This window comes from Thermus thalpophilus (genome assembly GCF_022760915.1).
GTDB lineage: Bacteria > Deinococcota > Deinococci > Deinococcales > Thermaceae > Thermus > Thermus thalpophilus.
The window spans coordinates 60,650-75,941 of the sequence record NZ_JAKTNS010000002.1; the positions used below are offsets into that span (position 1 = coordinate 60,650).

Consider the following 15,292-nt stretch of genomic DNA (forward strand, 5'->3'; position numbering starts at 1 on the left):
AGGGTAGGGTAGGGCGGTTAGGCGGGCGTTAGCGGGCCATAACCCCCGGCTAACCCGCCCGGCGCATACTGGAAGCGTGCAGGTGTTCCTCTTGGAGGACGAGCCCCGCCTGGGCCGGGCGGTGGCGGGGGCGCTGGCGGCCCAGGGGTACGGGGTGCGCTGGGCCCAGGGCCTCGAGGCGGCCCGGGAGGCCTTTTTGGAAGGGGAACCCGACCTCATGATCCTGGACGTGCGCCTGCCCGAGGATCCGGACGGGGGCTTCCGCTTCGCCCAGGAGGTGCGGGAGGCGGGCTACCAGGGGCCCATCCTCTTCCTCACCGCCCGGGACGCCTTGGAGGACCGCGTTTTGGGCCTGGACCTGGGTGGGGATGACTACCTGGTGAAGCCCTTCCACCTGGAGGAGCTCCTGGCCCGGGTGCGGGCCCTCTTGCGCCGGGCCTCCGCGGTCAAGGAAAGCCGGGTGCGCCTTGGGGCTTTGGAGGTGGACCTGGCGGCGCGGGCGGTCTATGTGGGGGGAAAGCGGGTGGACCTCTCCTTAAGGGAGTTTGCCCTTTTGGAGCTTTTCGTCCTCCACCCGGAGCGGGTTTTCTCCCCCGAGGAGGTGGCGGAGAAGGTCTTCGGGGACGGGGAGAGGGTGGGGGCGGTGAAGGTGTACGTGCACTACCTCAGGCAGAAGCTCCACCCCCAGGTGGTGCGCACCGTGCCCGGGGGGTACCGGCTTGGGGATGAGCCTTAGGACCCGCCTGGCCCTTTTTTTTGCCCTGGCCATCGGGCTTGCCCTCCTCTTCCAGGGGGCCTTGAGCTACGTGGCCCTTAAGCGCCTGGTGGAGGCGGACCTGGACCGCTCCCTTCTCTTTTACGTTCAGGCCCTGGCCGAGGGGCGGAGGCCCCCTAGGGGCGAGTTCGCCTTCCGCTTGGTGCAGGGGGAGGCGAGGCAGCAGAGCGCCAACTTCCCCGAGCTCGCTGACCTACCCCCGGGGGCCTACTGGCGGGAGGGGTGGCGGGTTTTGGTCCTGGAGGTGCCGGGGGGAACCTTGAGCGTGGCCCGGTACGACCCCGGGGCCGCCTTCGCCCTAAGCCGCTTCCGCCTGGCCCTTTTCGGGGTGGGGGGGGTGCTGACCCTCCTCTTCGCCCTCCTTGCCGGGCGCCTGGCGGGGGCCGCCCTCAGGCCCCTTTCCCGCCTCACGGAGGTGGCGCGAAGGGTGGCGGACTCCCAGGACCTGTCCCTGCGCGTGCCTCCGGAGGGCGGGGGGGAGCTTAGGGCCTTGGCCGGGGCCTTCAACCACATGCTGGAGCGCTTGGAGGCCTTTTGGGAAAGGGAGCGGCGCTTCACCCGGGACGCCGCCCACGAGCTAAGGACCCCGGTGGCCGCCGCCCTCGCCCAGGTGGAGGCGGCGGAGCGGGGCTACCTCTCCCAGGAGGAGGCCCTTTCCGCCGCCAAGGAGGAGCTTCTAAGGATGAAGCGGCTGGTGGAGGCCCTTTTGCTCCTGGCCCGGGAGGGAAGGGTGGAGCGGGCGGACCTGGACCTGGCCGCACTGGCCCAAAGGGAGGCGGCGGCCTTCGGCGTGCCCTACCAGGGGCCTCAGACCCTTCCCTTCCAGGGCGATCCCCTCCTCCTGACCCAGGCCCTGAGGAACCTCCTGCAAAACGCCCTCCTCCACGGGGAAGGGAAGGGGGTGCGGGTGGTCTTGGAGGTGGCGGGGAAGGAGGCCACCTTATCGGTCCTGGACCAGGGCCCGGGGATGCCGGAAGAAGCCTTGAAGGAGGCGGGCCGCCCCTTCTTTAGGGCCTCGAGGGCTCCCGGGGAGGGGCTTGGCCTTTCCGTGGCCAAGAAGGTGGCGGAAGCCCACGGGGGGAGGTTGGAACTCCTGCCCAACGCCCCCTCTGGCCTGGTGGCCCGGCTGGTCTTGCCCCTGGCCGAGGCTTAGCGCAGGCGCTTTAGGGCCTCCTTGATGAGCTCTTGCGCCTTGGCCTTGGGGTTTTGGGCCAGGAGGTCCAGGACCACGCTCCGCGCCTGCCCCTCCTTGAAGCCCAAGGCGGCCAGGGCCAACACCGCCTCCTCCGCCACTTCGCTTTCCACCTTTTCCCCGGTGAGGAGGCTTGGGGGGACCTTGCCCTTGAGCTCCAGGGCCAGGCGCTCGGCAAGCCGCCGCCCCACGCCGCTTGCCGCGGTGAGGAGCCTTAGGTCCCCTTCCATTAGGGCCCGGGCCAGGAGCTTGGGGGTGAGGGCGGAAAGGAGGGAGAGGGCCACCTTGGGCCCCACCCCGCTCACGGAGAGGAGGAGTTCAAAGAGGGCGAGGCTTTCCTCCTCGGGGAAGCCGAAGAGGGCGAGGCCCTCCTCCTTGAGCTGGAGGTGGGTGTGGACCGCCACCTCCTGGCCCTCCCGCAGGCTTGCCAGGAAGGGGCCTGGGGCTTGGACGAAAAACCCCACCCCGCCCACCAGGAGGAGGAAGCCCCCCTCCTCCTTCTTGAGGACCTTCCCCTGGAGGTAGCGGATCATCGGCCTTGGAAGCGAGGTGGGCGCTTTTCCCTAAAGGCCCTCACCCCTTCCTCGTGGTCCAGGGTGCGGCCCGCCTCCCCTTGCAGTATGGCCTCGAGGCCCAAGGCCTCTTCCAAGGAAAGCCGGTAGGTTTCCAGGAGGAGCTTCCGCGTGAGGACGTAGGCCCGGGTGGGGCCTTGGGCCAGTTCCCGGGCCAGGGCCAGGGCCTCCTCCATGAGCCTTTCCGCCGGCACCACCCGGTGGACGAGGCCCAGGGCCAAGGCGTCCTCGGCGGAAAGGCGCGGGGAGAGGAAGAGGAGCTCCTGGGCCTTGGCGAGGCCCACGAGCCGGGGTAGGAGGAAGCTCATCCCCGAGTCCGGCACCAGCCCGATCCGGACGAAGGCGGTGGTGAAGGTGGCCCCGGCGGCGGCCAGGCGTAAGTCCCCCCAAAGGGCGAGGCTCATCCCCGCACCCGCCGCCGGCCCGTTCACCGCCACCACCAGGGGCTTTTCCAGGCCGCTCAAGGCCTCCACCACGCGGTTGTAGCGGCGGAGGTGGGCCTCGTAGTCGGGCTTTTCCTCGCCGAACTCCGTGAGGTCCTGCCCGGCGGAGAAGGCCCGCCCCGCCCCCGTGAGGAGGACGGCCCGCACCGCGGGGTCCCGGTTCGCCTCGGCTAGGGTTCGGTGAAGCTCCTCCAGGAGAGCGCCCGTGAGGGCGTTGAGCTTTTCCGGGCGGTTGAGGGTGAGGAGGAGGACGCCTTCGCGCTTTTCTGTTAGGACCATGGCCCCATTGTAAGGGATGGCGCACCTACACCGGCTTTTGGTGTAGCGTAGATGAAGGGGGTATACCGCCCCTTGAGGAGGCAGGATGGAGCTCACGCTGGAAAGCCAAGGCTATCTGGAGGCCCTCTACCGGGCGTACCTGGAGGACCCTTTTTCCCTGCCGGAGGAGTGGCGGCGCTACTTCACCGCCCTGACCCTCGAGGACGGGCGACGAGAACGCCCTGCCCCCAGCGTCCCCGTGGCGGAGGCGGTGGACCTAGGCTTCCTCCTCAAGGTGGAGCGCCTGGTCCAGGCCTACCGGGAGCTCGGGCACCTGGCGGCCCGGATAGACCCCTTGGGCGGGGAAAGGCCTAGGCCCAAGGCCCTCACCCTCGAGGCCCAGGGCCTGTCCCAAAAAGACCTTTCCCGGCCCCTTCCCCCCCTTTTTGGCGCCCCCACCTTGGGGGCCCTCCTGGAGCGGCTAGAGGCCACTTACCTGGGCCCCGTGGGCTTTGAGGTGGCCCACGTGGAGCCCGAGGAAAGGGAGTGGCTCCTCGCCCGCATTGAGGCTCCTTGGGAAAGCCCCTCCCCCGAGGTGCGCCGCCGCATGCTGGAGGCCTTGATGCAGGCGAGCCTCTTTGAGGCCTTCTTGCAGCGGAAGTACCTGGGGGCCAAGACCTTCAGCGCCGAGGGCTTGGAAAGCCTCATCCCCCTCCTCAAGGAGGCGGTGGTGGAGGCGGCCCGGCACGGGGTCAAGGAGGTGGTCTTGGGCATGGCCCACCGGGGCCGGCTCAACGTCCTGGCCCACGTGGCGGGGAAGCCCTTTGAGCGCATCTTCCGCGAGTTTGAGGAGATCTTCCCCGAGGGCTACAGCGGGGACGTGAAGTACCACCTGGGCTTCTCCAGCGACCAGGAAACCCCTTACGGCAAGGTCCACGTTTCCTTGAACTTCAACCCAAGCCACCTGGAGTTCGTGAACCCCGTGACCCTGGGGCGGCTTCGCGCCAAGCAGGACCGCTTCGGGGACCGGGAGCGGCGGCGGGGCCTGGCCATCCTGGTCCACGGGGACTCCGCCTTCATCGGCGAGGGGATCGTGCAGGAAACCCTAAACCTTTCCCAGCTTCCCGGCTACCGGGTGGGGGGGACCCTGCACGTGGTGGCCAACAACCAACTGGGCTTCACCACCCTTCCCTCCGAGTACACCTCCTGCCGCTACCCCACGGACATCGCCAAGATGGTGGGGGCCCCCGTCTTCCACGTGAACGCCGAGGCGGTGGACGAGCTCTGGTTCGTCCTGCGCCTGGCCCTGGAGTACCGGAGCCGCTTCGGCAAGGACGTGGTCATTGACCTGGTGGGCTACCGCCGCCGGGGGCACAACGAGACGGACGAGCCCACCTTCACCCAGCCCACCCTCTACGCCCGCATCGCCCAAAGGCCCGAGCCGTGGAAGGTCTACGCCGAAAGGCTCGAGGCGGAAGGGGTGGTGCGGAAGGAGGAGCTCAAGGCCCTGGAGGCGGCCTACCTGGAGCGGCTGGAAAGCGAGTTCGCCCGGGTGAAGGCGGAGCCCGGCCCCGTGGTGCCCCATGGGCTTTCCGGCCTCTGGCAGGGATACGTGGGGGGGCCGGACCACCTGGTGCCCGAGGTGGAGACCGGGGTGGCCAAGGAGGCCTTGCGCAACCTGTTGGTGCGGCTCGCCACCCTGCCCGAGGGCTTCCAGGTGCACCCCAAGCTTAAGCGCTTCCTCGAGGCCCGCCTGGAGATGGCGGAGGAAAAGCGGCCCCTGGACTGGGCGGCGGCGGAGGCCCTGGCCTTCGCCACCTTGGCGGCGGAAGGGCACCGGGTGCGCCTCACGGGGCAAGACGCCCTAAGGGGCACCTTCACCCAGCGCCACGCTGCCCTTTACGACTACCGCACCGGGGAGCGCTACATCCCCCTGGAGCACCTGGCGGAGGGTCAGGCCCCCGTGGAGATCCACAACTCCCCCCTCTCCGAGGCCGGGGTCTTGGGCTTTGAGTACGGCTACAGCCTGGACTACCCCGAGGGGCTCATCCTCTGGGAGGCCCAGTTCGGGGACTTCGCCAACGTGGCCCAGGTCTACATTGACCAGTTCCTGGCCAGCGCCGAGGCCAAGTGGGGGCGGCTTTCCGGCCTCGTCCTCCTCCTGCCCCACGGCCTGGAGGGCCAAGGCCCCGAGCACTCCTCCGCCCGGCTGGAGCGCTTCTTGCAACTTGGGGCCAAGGACAACCTCCAGGTGGCCTACCCCACCACCCCCGCCCAGTTCTTCCACCTCCTGCGCCGCCAGGTGAAGCGCCCCATCCGCAAACCCTTGGTGGTCATGACCCCCAAAAGCCTCCTCCGCCACCCCGAGGTGGTGTCCAGCCTGGAGGAGCTCGCCCAAGGCCGCTTCCAGAAGGTGATTCCCGAGCGGGTGAAGGGGGCGAGGAAGGTCCTCCTCACCTCGGGCAAGGTCTACTACGAGCTTTTGGCCAAGAGGCGGGAGCTGGGGGCGGAGGACGTGGCCATCCTTCGCCTGGAACTTCTTTACCCCTTCCCGGAGGAGGAGCTTAAGGAAGCCCTCGCTCCTTACCCCAAGAAGACCCCCGTGGTGTACGTGCAAGAGGAACCCGTCAACCAGGGGGCCTGGTGGTACCTTTCCGCCCGCTTCTGCGGGGAGATCTTCGGCCACCCCTTCAGCGTGGTGGCCCGGCCCGAGTCCCCAAGCCCCGCCGTGGGCTCGTCCAAGGTCCACCGGCTGGAGCAGGAAGCCCTTTTGGAAGAGGCCTTCAAGTGAGGAGGTAAAAGGTGGAAGAGCTCAAGGTGCCCTCCGTGGGCGAAAGCATCGTGGAAGTGGAGATCGGCGCTTGGCTGAAGCAAGAGGGGGAAAGCTTTGCCCAGGACGAGCCTTTGGTGGAACTCATCACCGACAAGGCCACCCTGGAGCTCCCCGCCCCCTTTCCCGGGACCCTGAAGAAGGTCCTCAAGCGCACCGGGGAGACCGCCCGGGTGGGGGAGGCCATCGCCCTCCTCGAGGCGGGGGCGGCGGAGGCCAAGCCTCAGGCCCAAGCGCCCCAGGAAGCCCCCCAGGCTTCCACGCCGGAGCCCTTGGCCATGCCCGCCGCCGAGCGCCTCATGCGGGAGAAGGGGGTTTCCCCGGAAGCGGTGCAGGGCACGGGCCTGGGCGGGCGCGTCCTTAAGGAGGACGTGATGCGCCACCTGGAGGAGCGGGAAGCCCCCAGGCCCCCCGAGCCCGCGCCGCCTCCTCCGCCTTCCGGGCCGGTGCCCCCGCCCGCTCAGGCGCCCGCCGACAAGCCCTGGCGGGTGAGCGAGGCGGTGCCCATGAGCCCCTTGCGCCGCCGCATCGCGGAGAGGCTCCTCATGGCCCGGCAGACCACCGCCATGCTCACCACCTTCAACGAGGCGGATATGTCCGCCATCATCGCCTTGAGGAAGGAGCTGGGGGAGGCCTTCCAGAAGAAGCACGGGGTGAAGCTGGGCTTCATGAGCTTCTTCGTGAAGGCCGTGGTCCAGGCCCTCAAGGAGATTCCCGAGCTCAACGCCGAGATCCGGGACAACACCATCCTCTACCACCGCTACTACGACATCGGGGTGGCCGTGGGGGGTGGGGAGGGGCTGGTGGTCCCGGTCCTGAGGGACGCCGACCGGCTTTCCTTCGCCGAGATCGAGCGCCAGATCGCCGACTTCGCCGAAAGGGCTCGCAACAAAAAGCTCAAGCCCGATGAGCTCATGGGGGGCACCTTCACCATCACCAACGGAGGCGTCTACGGCTCCCTCAACTCCACTCCCCTCCTCAACCCCCCTCAGGTGGGCATCCTGGGCATGCACGCCATCCAGGAAAGGCCCGTGGCCCGGGAGGGGCAGGTGGTGGTCCGGCCCATGATGTACCTGGCCCTTTCCTACGACCACCGCATCGTGGACGGCCGGGAGGCGGTGACCTTTTTGAGGCGGGTCAAGGAACTGGTGGAAAACCCCGTGCGCCTCTTGTTGGAGGTCTAGCATGTACAGTTACGACCTTTTGGTGATCGGGGCGGGGCCTGGGGGGTATGTGGCCGCCATCCGGGCCGCCCAGCTGGGGATGAAGGTGGGGGTGGTGGAGAAGGAGAAGGCCCTGGGGGGCACCTGCCTAAGGGTGGGGTGCATTCCCTCCAAGGCCCTTTTGGAAACCACCGAGCGCATCTACGAGGTGAAAAAGGGCTTGATCGGGGCTAGGGTGCAGGGCCTCGAGGTGGACCTCCCCGCCCTTCTCGCCCACAAGGACAAGGTGGTCCAGGCCAACACCCAGGGCATTGAGTTCCTCTTCAAGAAAAACGGCATCGCCCGCCATCAGGGCACGGCCCGCTTCCTCTCCGAACGCAAGGTCTTGGTGGAGGAAACGGGGGAGGAGTTGTCCGCCCGCTACATCCTCATCGCCACCGGTTCCGCCCCCCTCATCCCCCCGTGGGCCCAGGTGGACGGCGAAAGGGTGGTGACCTCCACCGAGGCCCTTTCCTTCCCCGAGGTGCCGGGGCGCCTCGTCGTGGTGGGGGGTGGGGTGATCGGGCTGGAGCTCGGGGTGGTCTGGCACCGCCTGGGGGCGGAGGTCACCGTCTTGGAGTACATGGACCGCATCCTCCCCACCATGGATGCCGAGCTTTCCCGGGCGGCGGAGCGGGTCTTCAAAAAGGAGGGCCTGAAGATCCGCACGGGGGTGCGGGTGACCGCCGTGGTCCCCGAGGCCAAGGGGGCGCGGGTGGAGCTGGAAGGGGGGGAGGTCCTCGAGGCCGACCGGGTCCTTGTGGCCGTGGGGCGCAGGCCCTACACCGAGGGGCTCGGCCTGGAAAACGCCGGCCTGGCCCCGGATGAGCGGGGCCGCATCCCCGTGGACGAGCACCTGAGGACCCCCGTTCCCCACATCTACGCCATCGGGGACGTGGTCAGGGGCCCCATGCTGGCCCACAAGGCCAGCGAGGAGGGCATCGCCGCCGTGGAGCACATGGTCACGGGCTTCGGCCACGTGGACTACCAGGCCATTCCCAGCGTGGTCTACACCCACCCCGAGGTGGCGGGGGTGGGCTACACGGAGGAGGAGCTAAGGGAACGGGGCATTCCCTATAAGGTGGGCAAGTTCCCCTACTCCGCCAGCGGCCGCGCCCGGGCCATGGGCGAAACGGAAGGTTTTGTCAAGGTTCTGGCCCACGCCAAGACGGACCGCATCCTGGGGGTCCACGGCATCGGGGCCCGGGTGGGGGACGTGCTGGCCGAGGCCGCCTTGGCCATTTTCTTCAAGGCGAGCGCCGAGGACCTGGGCCGCGCTCCTCACGCCCACCCCTCCCTTTCGGAAATCCTCAAGGAGGCGGCCCTGGCGGCGTGGGAGAAGCCGGTTCACCTGTAAGGGCGAGGAGAAGGCGGTAAGGGCCTAGGCTCCAGGAACCCAACGGTGCGGAAAGGGGAGCCTGGAGCCTTAGGTTTTCCGTTCGGCTATAAGGAAGGATGAGGTATTTTTCCGGATTCACCATGAGGGGAACCTCTGCCCGGCCCTGCGCATCTGTTAGGCGGGGAAGGCTTTGCTCTACCGGGAGCCCACGGGGACCCAGGACCTGAAGAAGGAGGAGGACACCTGATAGGGGCTGTTCCCCCTTGAAAACCTCCACCTGGAGGAGGGTTGTGAACCTGGGCTCCTCGGGGGGCTTGGGGCGCGGGATGGGGGCTTGGGCCAGGCTTAGCCCGAGGAGGAGGGCCATTCTCTTCATGTGATCCCCACTCCAAAAGGGGGTTCCCGGCGGTTTCCCGAAAAATCCCTAGTCTCCCAGGATGACCTTCAGACTAGCCAGAGCGTCCACAAGGCCGTAGCCGTATTGGCCACCTGCGGCGTAATCGGGCTTGGCTGCCTGGGCGGTGAGCTGGGCGTTGGCCCCTTGTTCCAAGGCAAGGCGGATGGCCTCTGGGGTGGCATCGGGCCTGGCCGAGAGGAGCAGGGCTACCACTCCCGTCACGTGGGGGGCGGCCATGGAGGTTCCCTGGAGGAAAGCGTAGGGGTCGGAGAGTCCTTGCGCCACGGGAACGGTGGAAAGGATGGCAGCCCCAGGGGCCACCACGGTCACGTAGGGGCCGGCGTTGGAGAATCCAGCCCGGCGGTTGTCGTTGCTGCTAGCCCCCACGCCGATGACACCCGGAAGGAGCGTGCTGTAAAAAACCGGGTAGGAGGGGCGGTTTCCGGTGCGGTAGGAGTTCCCGGCGGCAAAGACGTAGACCACTCCCTTGGCCGTGCCGTATTGCAAGACGTCCAGGAAGGCTTTGCTTCGTCCGCCAGAGCCCCAGGAGTTGTTCACCACCTTCGCCCCGCAGTCGGCGGCGTACTTGAGAGCGCGAACGAGCATGTACGCGGTGCCCCCAAAGTAGCCGAGGCCCCTTAGGGCCATGAGCTTGGCCTCGGGGGCTACACCCACCACCCCTTGTCCGTTGGCAGCGGCGGCAATGGTTCCCGCCACGTGGGTGCCGTGGCCCCCGGAGTCCGAGGGATCTACATCCTCGTCCACAAAGTCATAGCCGTGAAGGCCAGGGCAGGTAGCGCTACCAGGGTTAGGGTTCTGCCAAAGATTGGCCGCAAGATCGGGGTGGGAAAGGTCTATCCCCTCGTCCACCACGGCAACCACCACTCCCTGGCCACGATAGCCCTGGTCCCAGACCTCAGGGGCTCGGATCCGGTGGACGCCCCAGAGATAAGGGACATTGGTGTAGGAGGTTCCGTCGGCGCCGGTGGTGGCGAAGGGGTCGCCTGGGGGTACTTGGGTGAAGTAGGGGTCAGGGATGCCTTGGCTGTAGCTTTGGGGACGAAGGCTTGAGGCTTTCTCGGGCAAGCTTAGGGTGGACAAGGCCTCCCGCGCCGGGTTGGCCACCCAGTAGTTGGGCTCGGCGTACTCTACACCGGGTAAAGCCTCATAGGCCCTAATGTAAGCTTCTTCCTGTCCCTGGGGTACGCGCACCAAGGCTAAGGTTCCCCATGAGGCTTCGGAAAGTACATGAAGGGTGGTGCTATTCCCCAGGGGCGTTAGGCCTTGCGGGCGGAGCCCGGGTTGGTACTTCACCAAGATTTCCCCCGCAATGGCCGGCTCACCGTTGATGGTGGTAAGGGTGGGTTCCTTGGAGCTCACGCTTCCTTGCGGGTTTTGGCCGCAGGCGGCGAGGATAAGAGCGAGGGTTAAAAAGCTTTTCCAGGCGCGCATTTTTACCTCCCTTACCGGACCCTGAAGGAGCGGACTTCGCTGATGCTTTCGCGGTAGCCCCGTTGGAGGAGGTTTTGGTAGGCAGCTTGGGGTAGGGGCATCTGGCCTGTGTTTTCCCGGAAGGCGCGGGCGAGTTCGCCCCGGTAGCGGTTGACTCGGTGCGTTTGGAAATGCTTTAGCCTAGGGTGGTGGGCAATGTTTAGGAAGAGCCGCGCTTGCAGGACAGCAGGGTCCATCCCTATGTAGTCCAGCATCTCGGTCTGGTCGTCGGTATAGACATCCCAGAAGTAGGTGGCCCCGCCTTGCAGGGCGAAGGGCACGGTGATGGAGGTGTTAGGGGTGAAGCCGGCCCAAAGTAGGTTTCCTTGTGCATCGTAGAGGGAGGCTACATAGACGATGGCTCCAGCGACGTTGCTCCAAGCGAGGGTGGGGGTGGTGCTCAAGTTAGCGCCGTCCCCCACCTGGAGCTTGGGGGTGTCCAGGAAGGTGGCGGTGACGGATTGGCCCAGATTGGTGCCGTCCCGCCACTGATGGACCAAGGAGAGGTCTAGGATCTGGAAAGTGTTGGGGTCTATCCGCAGGGCGATGTTTTGCAGGTAGATCTGTTGCGCTGCGGTGCCCGAAGGGATGTTGTAGACCCTTAGCTGTTTCGCGGTTGTCCCCAGGTAGTAGTACTGGCCGAGCTCTACTTCGCCCGAGTGGATGGCGTGAACGAAGTAGGGCACGGCGAAGGAAAACGCGTTCCAGTTGGGGCTTTGGAGGTCAAACTCAAAGCCTGAGAGGGCTGTGTAGTCATGGGTGACGTTGAGGAGCTTGACCTTGGAGGGGTTGGCTTGGGGGTCAAAGGCCTCGAGCGCTAGATCTTGAGGCGTAGTGGACCCGTTCAGGTATACCCGTACCTCGGGCATGTACTGGAAGGCGTTCCAGTAGTACTCCGTGGCCGTTTGGCAATCCCCTGTGTCTGTTCCCGTGTAGTTGCCTGCCCACAGGCTTCCGGATGCGGCGTAGAGGTTGTTGGTGGAGGTTACGGGAATCTGATAAGCACCGTTACCATGCGTGGTTGAGGTACGGGAACCTCCAAAGACGACCAGGCCGTCCTCACAAGGATGAGGAGGGTCAAAAAGCTGGGACGGGCCACGGGGCGTGGCGCTGATCACCGGGTTGCCATTCTGGGTTACTGTGCCAGCTATATACCCAGTGCGGGCAGGGTAGCCCGGAAGCAAGCGGGATGCCGGCGCAGGCAGGTAGATGTTCATCTCCGAAGCGGACCCATAGGGCGACCGGTAGGCCGTGAGGGGTACCGACTCATACGTTAAGGCCGCCATGCTCTGGCCAACGGGGGGGAAAACGGTGAGGGTAAAGCTTTGGGCTTGGGCTGGGATATTGAGGGAAAAGCTCCCGTCTAGCTCCGAGGTGGTCTCTACCCTTAGGCTTCCCACTTGGGCGACCACTTTGGCTCCATGGACAGGTTGCCCGCCGGCGCTGGGGCTCGTGTAGACATGGCCCTGCAGGTTTTGAGGTGGGGGTGGGGTACAACCCCAAAGAGAAAAGGTTGCAAAGCCGAATGCCAAGAACCAAACGTGTTTCATAGACCCTCCTGATATCCCACGTTACAGTTCAAAGCTTTGCGGGGCTTGCTGTCAACACCTCCCTTTAGGGAAGGGTAGGGTCATTGTGTATACTTATGCATACCCCCACCTGGGGGTAGACTGGGAGTTGGCATGAAGATCGTCTTGGCATACTCCGGCGGGCTGGACACCAGCATCATCCTCAAGTGGCTCAAGGAGACCTACGGCGCCGAGGTCATCGCCTTCACGGCGGACATCGGCCAGGGGGAGGAGGTGGAGGAGGCGCGGGAGAAGGCCCTAAGGACCGGGGCCTCCAAGGCCATCGCCTTGGACCTCAAAGAGGAGTTCGTGCGGGACTTCGTCTTCCCCATGTTCCGCGCCCTTCCCCTTTACGAGGGGTACTACCTCTTGGGCACCTCCATCGCCCGGCCTTTAATCGCCACGTACCTGGTGAAGATCGCCGAGGAAGAGGGGGCGGAGGCGGTCTCCCACGGGGCCACGGGCAAGGGCAACGACCAGGTGCGCTTTGAACTCACCGCCTACGCCCTAAAGCCTGGGATCAAGGTGATCGCCCCGTGGCGGGAGTGGAGCTTCAAGGGGCGGCAGGAGATGATCGCCTACGCCCAGGCCCACGGCATCCCCGTGCCCGTGACCCAGGAAAAGCCTTACTCCATGGACGCCAACCTCCTGCATATTTCCTACGAAGGGGGGGTCCTGGAGGACCCCTGGGCCGAGCCTCCCAAGGGCATGTTCCGCATGACCGTGGACCCCGAGGAAGCCCCCGACACCCCCGAGTACGTGGAGGTGGAGTTCTTTGAAGGCGACCCGGTGGCGGTGAACGGGGAGCGCCTTTCCCCCGCCGCCCTCCTCCAGAGGCTCAACGAGATGGGCGGCCGGCACGGGGTGGGGCGGGTGGACCTAGTGGAAAACCGCTTTGTGGGTATGAAGTCCCGGGGCGTCTACGAAACCCCGGGGGGGACCATCCTCTACCACGCCCGGCGGGCGGTGGAGAGCCTCACCCTGGACCGGGAGGTCCTGCACCAGCGGGACCAGCTTTCCCCCAAGTACGCCGAGCTCGTCTACTACGGCTTCTGGTACGCCCCTGAAAGGGAGGCCCTCCAGGCCTACTTTGACCACGTGGCCAAGAGCGTCACCGGGGTGGCCCGGCTCAAGCTCTATAAGGGGAACGTCTACGTGGTGGGGCGCAAGGCAGAAAAGAGCCTCTACCAGAAGGACCTGGTGTCCTTTGACGAGCTGGGCGGCTACGACCAGAAGGACGCCGAGGGGTTCATCAAGATCAATGCCCTGCGCCTGCGGGTGCGGGCCATGGTGGAGGGGCGGCGTGGGGCATAGGACCTGGGGAGGGCGCTTTCAAGAGGGGCCCGACGCCCTGGCCGCCCGCTTCAACGCCTCCTTGGCCTTTGACCGGGCCCTTTGGCGGGAGGATCTTTGGCAGAACCGGGTCCACGCCCGCATGCTCCAGGCCGTGGGCCTCCTTTCGGAGGCGGAGCTAAAGGCCATCCTGAAGGGACTTGACCAAATAGAGGAGGAAATAGAGGCGGGCACCTTCCCCTGGCGGGAGGACCTCGAGGACGTCCACATGAACCTCGAGGCCCGCCTCATGGAGCTCATCGGCCCCCCGGGGGGCAAGCTCCACACCGCCCGCAGCCGCAACGATCAGGTGGCCACGGACCTTAGGCTTTTCCTGCGGGCGGCCATAGACGAGCTTTTGGCCCTCCTTTTGCAGGTGCGCCGAGTCCTCGTCCAGGAGGCGGAAAAGCACCTGGAACCCCTCTTCGTTCTTCCCGGCTACACCCACCTGCAGCGGGCCCAGCCCATCCTCCTCTCCCACTGGTTTTTGGCCTACTACGAGATGCTCAGCCGGGATGCGGGAAGGCTTCAGGACGCCCGCGCCCGCCTGAACGAAAGCCCCCTGGGGGCCGCCGCCCTGGCGGGGACGGGGTTTCCCATAGACCGCCACTTCACCGCCAAGGAGCTTGGCTTCGCCCGCCCCATGCGCAACTCCCTGGACGCCGTGGGTAGCCGGGATTTCGCCTTGGAGGTCCTCTCCGCCCTAAATATCGGCATGCTCCACCTCTCCCGCCTGGCGGAGGAGCTCATCCTCTACAGCACGGAGGAGTTCGGCTTCGTGGAGGTTCCCGACGCCTTCGCCACCGGCTCCTCCATCATGCCCCAGAAGAAGAACCCGGACATCCTGGAGCTCATCCGGGCCAAGGCGGGGAGGGTCTTGGGGGCTTTGGTGGGGCTTTCCGCCGTGGTGAAGGGGCTTCCCCTGGCCTACAACAAGGACCTGCAGGAGGACAAAGAGCCCTTATTGGACGCCCTCGCCACCTACCGGGATAGCCTCAAGCTCCTCGCCGCCCTCCTGCCCGGGCTTAGGTGGCGCCGGGAGCGGATGTGGCGGGCGGCGGAGGAGGGGTTTTCCCTGGCCACGGAGCTCGCCGACTACCTGGCGGAAAAGGGCCTACCCTTCCGGGAGGCCCACCACGTGGTGGGGCGGCTGGTGCGGCGGCTCGTGGAGGAGGGCCGGAGCCTGAAGGACCTGACCCTGGGGGAGCTCAAGGCCCACCACCCCCTCTTCGCCGAGGACGTTTTGCCCCTTTTGCGCCTGGATACCGCCATCCACCGCCGCCGCTCCTTTGGAGGCACGGCCCCGGAGGCGGTGCGGGAAAGGGTCTTGGAGGCCAAGAAGGAGGTGGGTCTTGCTTGAACTGGAGCTTCCCACGGCAGCCCTGCCCGAGGTGCGCCCGCAGGTGGGGGTGGAGCTGAGAAAGGCGCGCCTGAGCGATGTGGATGCCATCTACTGGCTCATCCGCTACTGGGCGGAGAAGGGCCTGATGCTGGTGCGCAGCCACAGCCATCTCTACGAGAACATCCGCGATTTCCAGGTCCTGGAGGACGAGGACGGCCACATCGTGGGCACCGTGGCCCTCCACGTCCTCTGGCGGGACCTGGCGGAGATCCGGGGCCTCGCCGTCCACCCGGCCCGGCAAGGCCAGGGGCTTGGGCGCTGGCTCGTCCTCGGGGCGGAGCGGGAGGCCCGCGACCTGGGGCTTCCCCGGGTCTTCGCCTGGACGCTTCAGGTGAACTTCTTCCGCAACCTGGGCTACCAGGTGACGAGCCGGGAGGCGCTTCCCCCGAAGGTCTGGAGCGAGTGCAACGCCTGCCCCTTTTACGAGAACTGCCGGGAGATCGCCGTCATCAAGCACCTTTCTCCCGGAGCCTTCGGGGGCTAGAATGGCT

Annotated in this window: 12 protein-coding genes; 8 read left to right on the top strand and 4 right to left on the bottom strand. The window is 66.5% G+C overall.

The window, feature by feature from the left end:
- Window positions 1–76 precede the first annotated feature (76 nt).
- Window positions 77–736 carry a response regulator transcription factor gene (locus L0D17_RS01310; RefSeq protein ID WP_039459465.1) on the top strand — a complete coding sequence of 220 codons (660 nt, stop codon included), beginning with the start codon at window positions 77–79 and terminating at the stop codon, window positions 734–736.
- Window positions 726–1,928, top strand: coding sequence for an ATP-binding protein (locus tag L0D17_RS01315; protein ID WP_243093619.1), 1,203 nt, complete (start codon window positions 726–728; stop codon window positions 1,926–1,928). Before L0D17_RS01310 ends, L0D17_RS01315 begins: the two co-directional genes overlap by 11 nt.
- Here L0D17_RS01315 and ruvA read toward each other — a convergent pair.
- The gene (ruvA, locus tag L0D17_RS01320; protein ID WP_243093620.1) at window positions 1,925–2,500 is read right to left on the bottom strand and encodes a Holliday junction branch migration protein RuvA; all 576 of its coding nucleotides are present in this window, start codon (window positions 2,498–2,500) and stop codon (window positions 1,925–1,927) included. The genes L0D17_RS01315 and ruvA overlap by 4 nt on opposite strands.
- On the bottom strand, window positions 2,497–3,261 hold the full coding sequence (locus L0D17_RS01325) for an enoyl-CoA hydratase (protein WP_243093621.1): 765 nt from the start codon (window positions 3,259–3,261) through the stop codon (window positions 2,497–2,499). The genes ruvA and L0D17_RS01325 overlap by 4 nt, the downstream gene beginning before the upstream one ends.
- Window positions 3,262–3,346: 85 nt before the next feature.
- Between L0D17_RS01325 and L0D17_RS01330 the strand changes: the two genes are divergently transcribed.
- From L0D17_RS01330 to lpdA, 3 genes are read left to right on the top strand one after another with little or no spacing between them, the layout of a single operon-like run.
- Window positions 3,347–6,031 carry a 2-oxoglutarate dehydrogenase E1 component gene (locus L0D17_RS01330; RefSeq protein ID WP_243093622.1) on the top strand — a complete coding sequence of 895 codons (2,685 nt, stop codon included), beginning with the start codon at window positions 3,347–3,349 and terminating at the stop codon, window positions 6,029–6,031.
- A gap of 11 nt (window positions 6,032–6,042) precedes the next feature.
- Window positions 6,043–7,254 carry a 2-oxoglutarate dehydrogenase complex dihydrolipoyllysine-residue succinyltransferase gene (gene odhB, locus L0D17_RS01335; RefSeq protein WP_243093623.1) on the top strand — a complete coding sequence of 404 codons (1,212 nt, stop codon included), beginning with the start codon at window positions 6,043–6,045 and terminating at the stop codon, window positions 7,252–7,254.
- Window position 7,255: 1 nt separating this feature from the next.
- Entirely contained in the window at window positions 7,256–8,629 is a 1,374-nt protein-coding gene (gene lpdA, locus L0D17_RS01340; protein WP_243093624.1) for a dihydrolipoyl dehydrogenase, read from the top strand.
- Between the two features lie 406 nt (window positions 8,630–9,035).
- Here the strand turns inward: lpdA and L0D17_RS01345 are convergent, their stop codons facing one another.
- Window positions 9,036–10,460: a S8 family peptidase gene (locus L0D17_RS01345; RefSeq protein WP_279231457.1), complete on the bottom strand. Its 1,425-nt coding sequence runs from the start codon at window positions 10,458–10,460 to the stop codon at window positions 9,036–9,038.
- Between the two features lie 11 nt (window positions 10,461–10,471).
- Entirely contained in the window at window positions 10,472–11,368 is an 897-nt protein-coding gene (locus L0D17_RS01350; RefSeq protein WP_243093626.1) for a hypothetical protein, read from the bottom strand.
- 813 nt (window positions 11,369–12,181) lie between these two features.
- Here L0D17_RS01350 and L0D17_RS01355 point away from each other — a divergent pair.
- Genes L0D17_RS01355 through L0D17_RS01365 form a run of 3 tightly spaced genes read left to right on the top strand, consistent with a single transcriptional unit; the run spans window position 12,182 to window position 15,285 of the window.
- Complete coding sequence (locus tag L0D17_RS01355) at window positions 12,182–13,381, top strand: argininosuccinate synthase (protein ID WP_243093627.1); 1,200 nt, start codon at window positions 12,182–12,184, stop codon at window positions 13,379–13,381.
- A complete protein-coding gene (gene argH, locus L0D17_RS01360) occupies window positions 13,371–14,759 on the top strand; it encodes an argininosuccinate lyase (protein ID WP_243093628.1) in 1,389 nt (462 codons plus the stop codon). Before L0D17_RS01355 ends, argH begins: the two co-directional genes overlap by 11 nt.
- On the top strand, window positions 14,752–15,285 hold the full coding sequence (locus tag L0D17_RS01365) for an N-acetyltransferase (protein WP_243093629.1): 534 nt from the start codon (window positions 14,752–14,754) through the stop codon (window positions 15,283–15,285). Before argH ends, L0D17_RS01365 begins: the two co-directional genes overlap by 8 nt.
- The last annotated feature ends 7 nt before the right edge of the window (window positions 15,286–15,292 follow it).

Coding starts and splice junctions, on each gene's coding strand:
- L0D17_RS01315 (WP_243093619.1), top strand. CDS start 726: ATGAGCCTTAGGACCCGCCTGGCCCTTTTTTTTGCCCTGGCCATCGGG.
- L0D17_RS01345 (WP_279231457.1), bottom strand. CDS start 10,460: ATGCGCGCCTGGAAAAGCTTTTTAACCCTCGCTCTTATCCTCGCCGCC.
- lpdA (WP_243093624.1), top strand. CDS start 7,256: ATGTACAGTTACGACCTTTTGGTGATCGGGGCGGGGCCTGGGGGGTAT.
- L0D17_RS01350 (WP_243093626.1), bottom strand. CDS start 11,368: ATGCCCGAGGTACGGGTATACCTGAACGGGTCCACTACGCCTCAAGAT.
- L0D17_RS01325 (WP_243093621.1), bottom strand. CDS start 3,261: ATGGTCCTAACAGAAAAGCGCGAAGGCGTCCTCCTCCTCACCCTCAAC.
- ruvA (WP_243093620.1), bottom strand. CDS start 2,500: ATGATCCGCTACCTCCAGGGGAAGGTCCTCAAGAAGGAGGAGGGGGGC.
- L0D17_RS01355 (WP_243093627.1), top strand. CDS start 12,182: ATGAAGATCGTCTTGGCATACTCCGGCGGGCTGGACACCAGCATCATC.
- L0D17_RS01330 (WP_243093622.1), top strand. CDS start 3,347: ATGGAGCTCACGCTGGAAAGCCAAGGCTATCTGGAGGCCCTCTACCGG.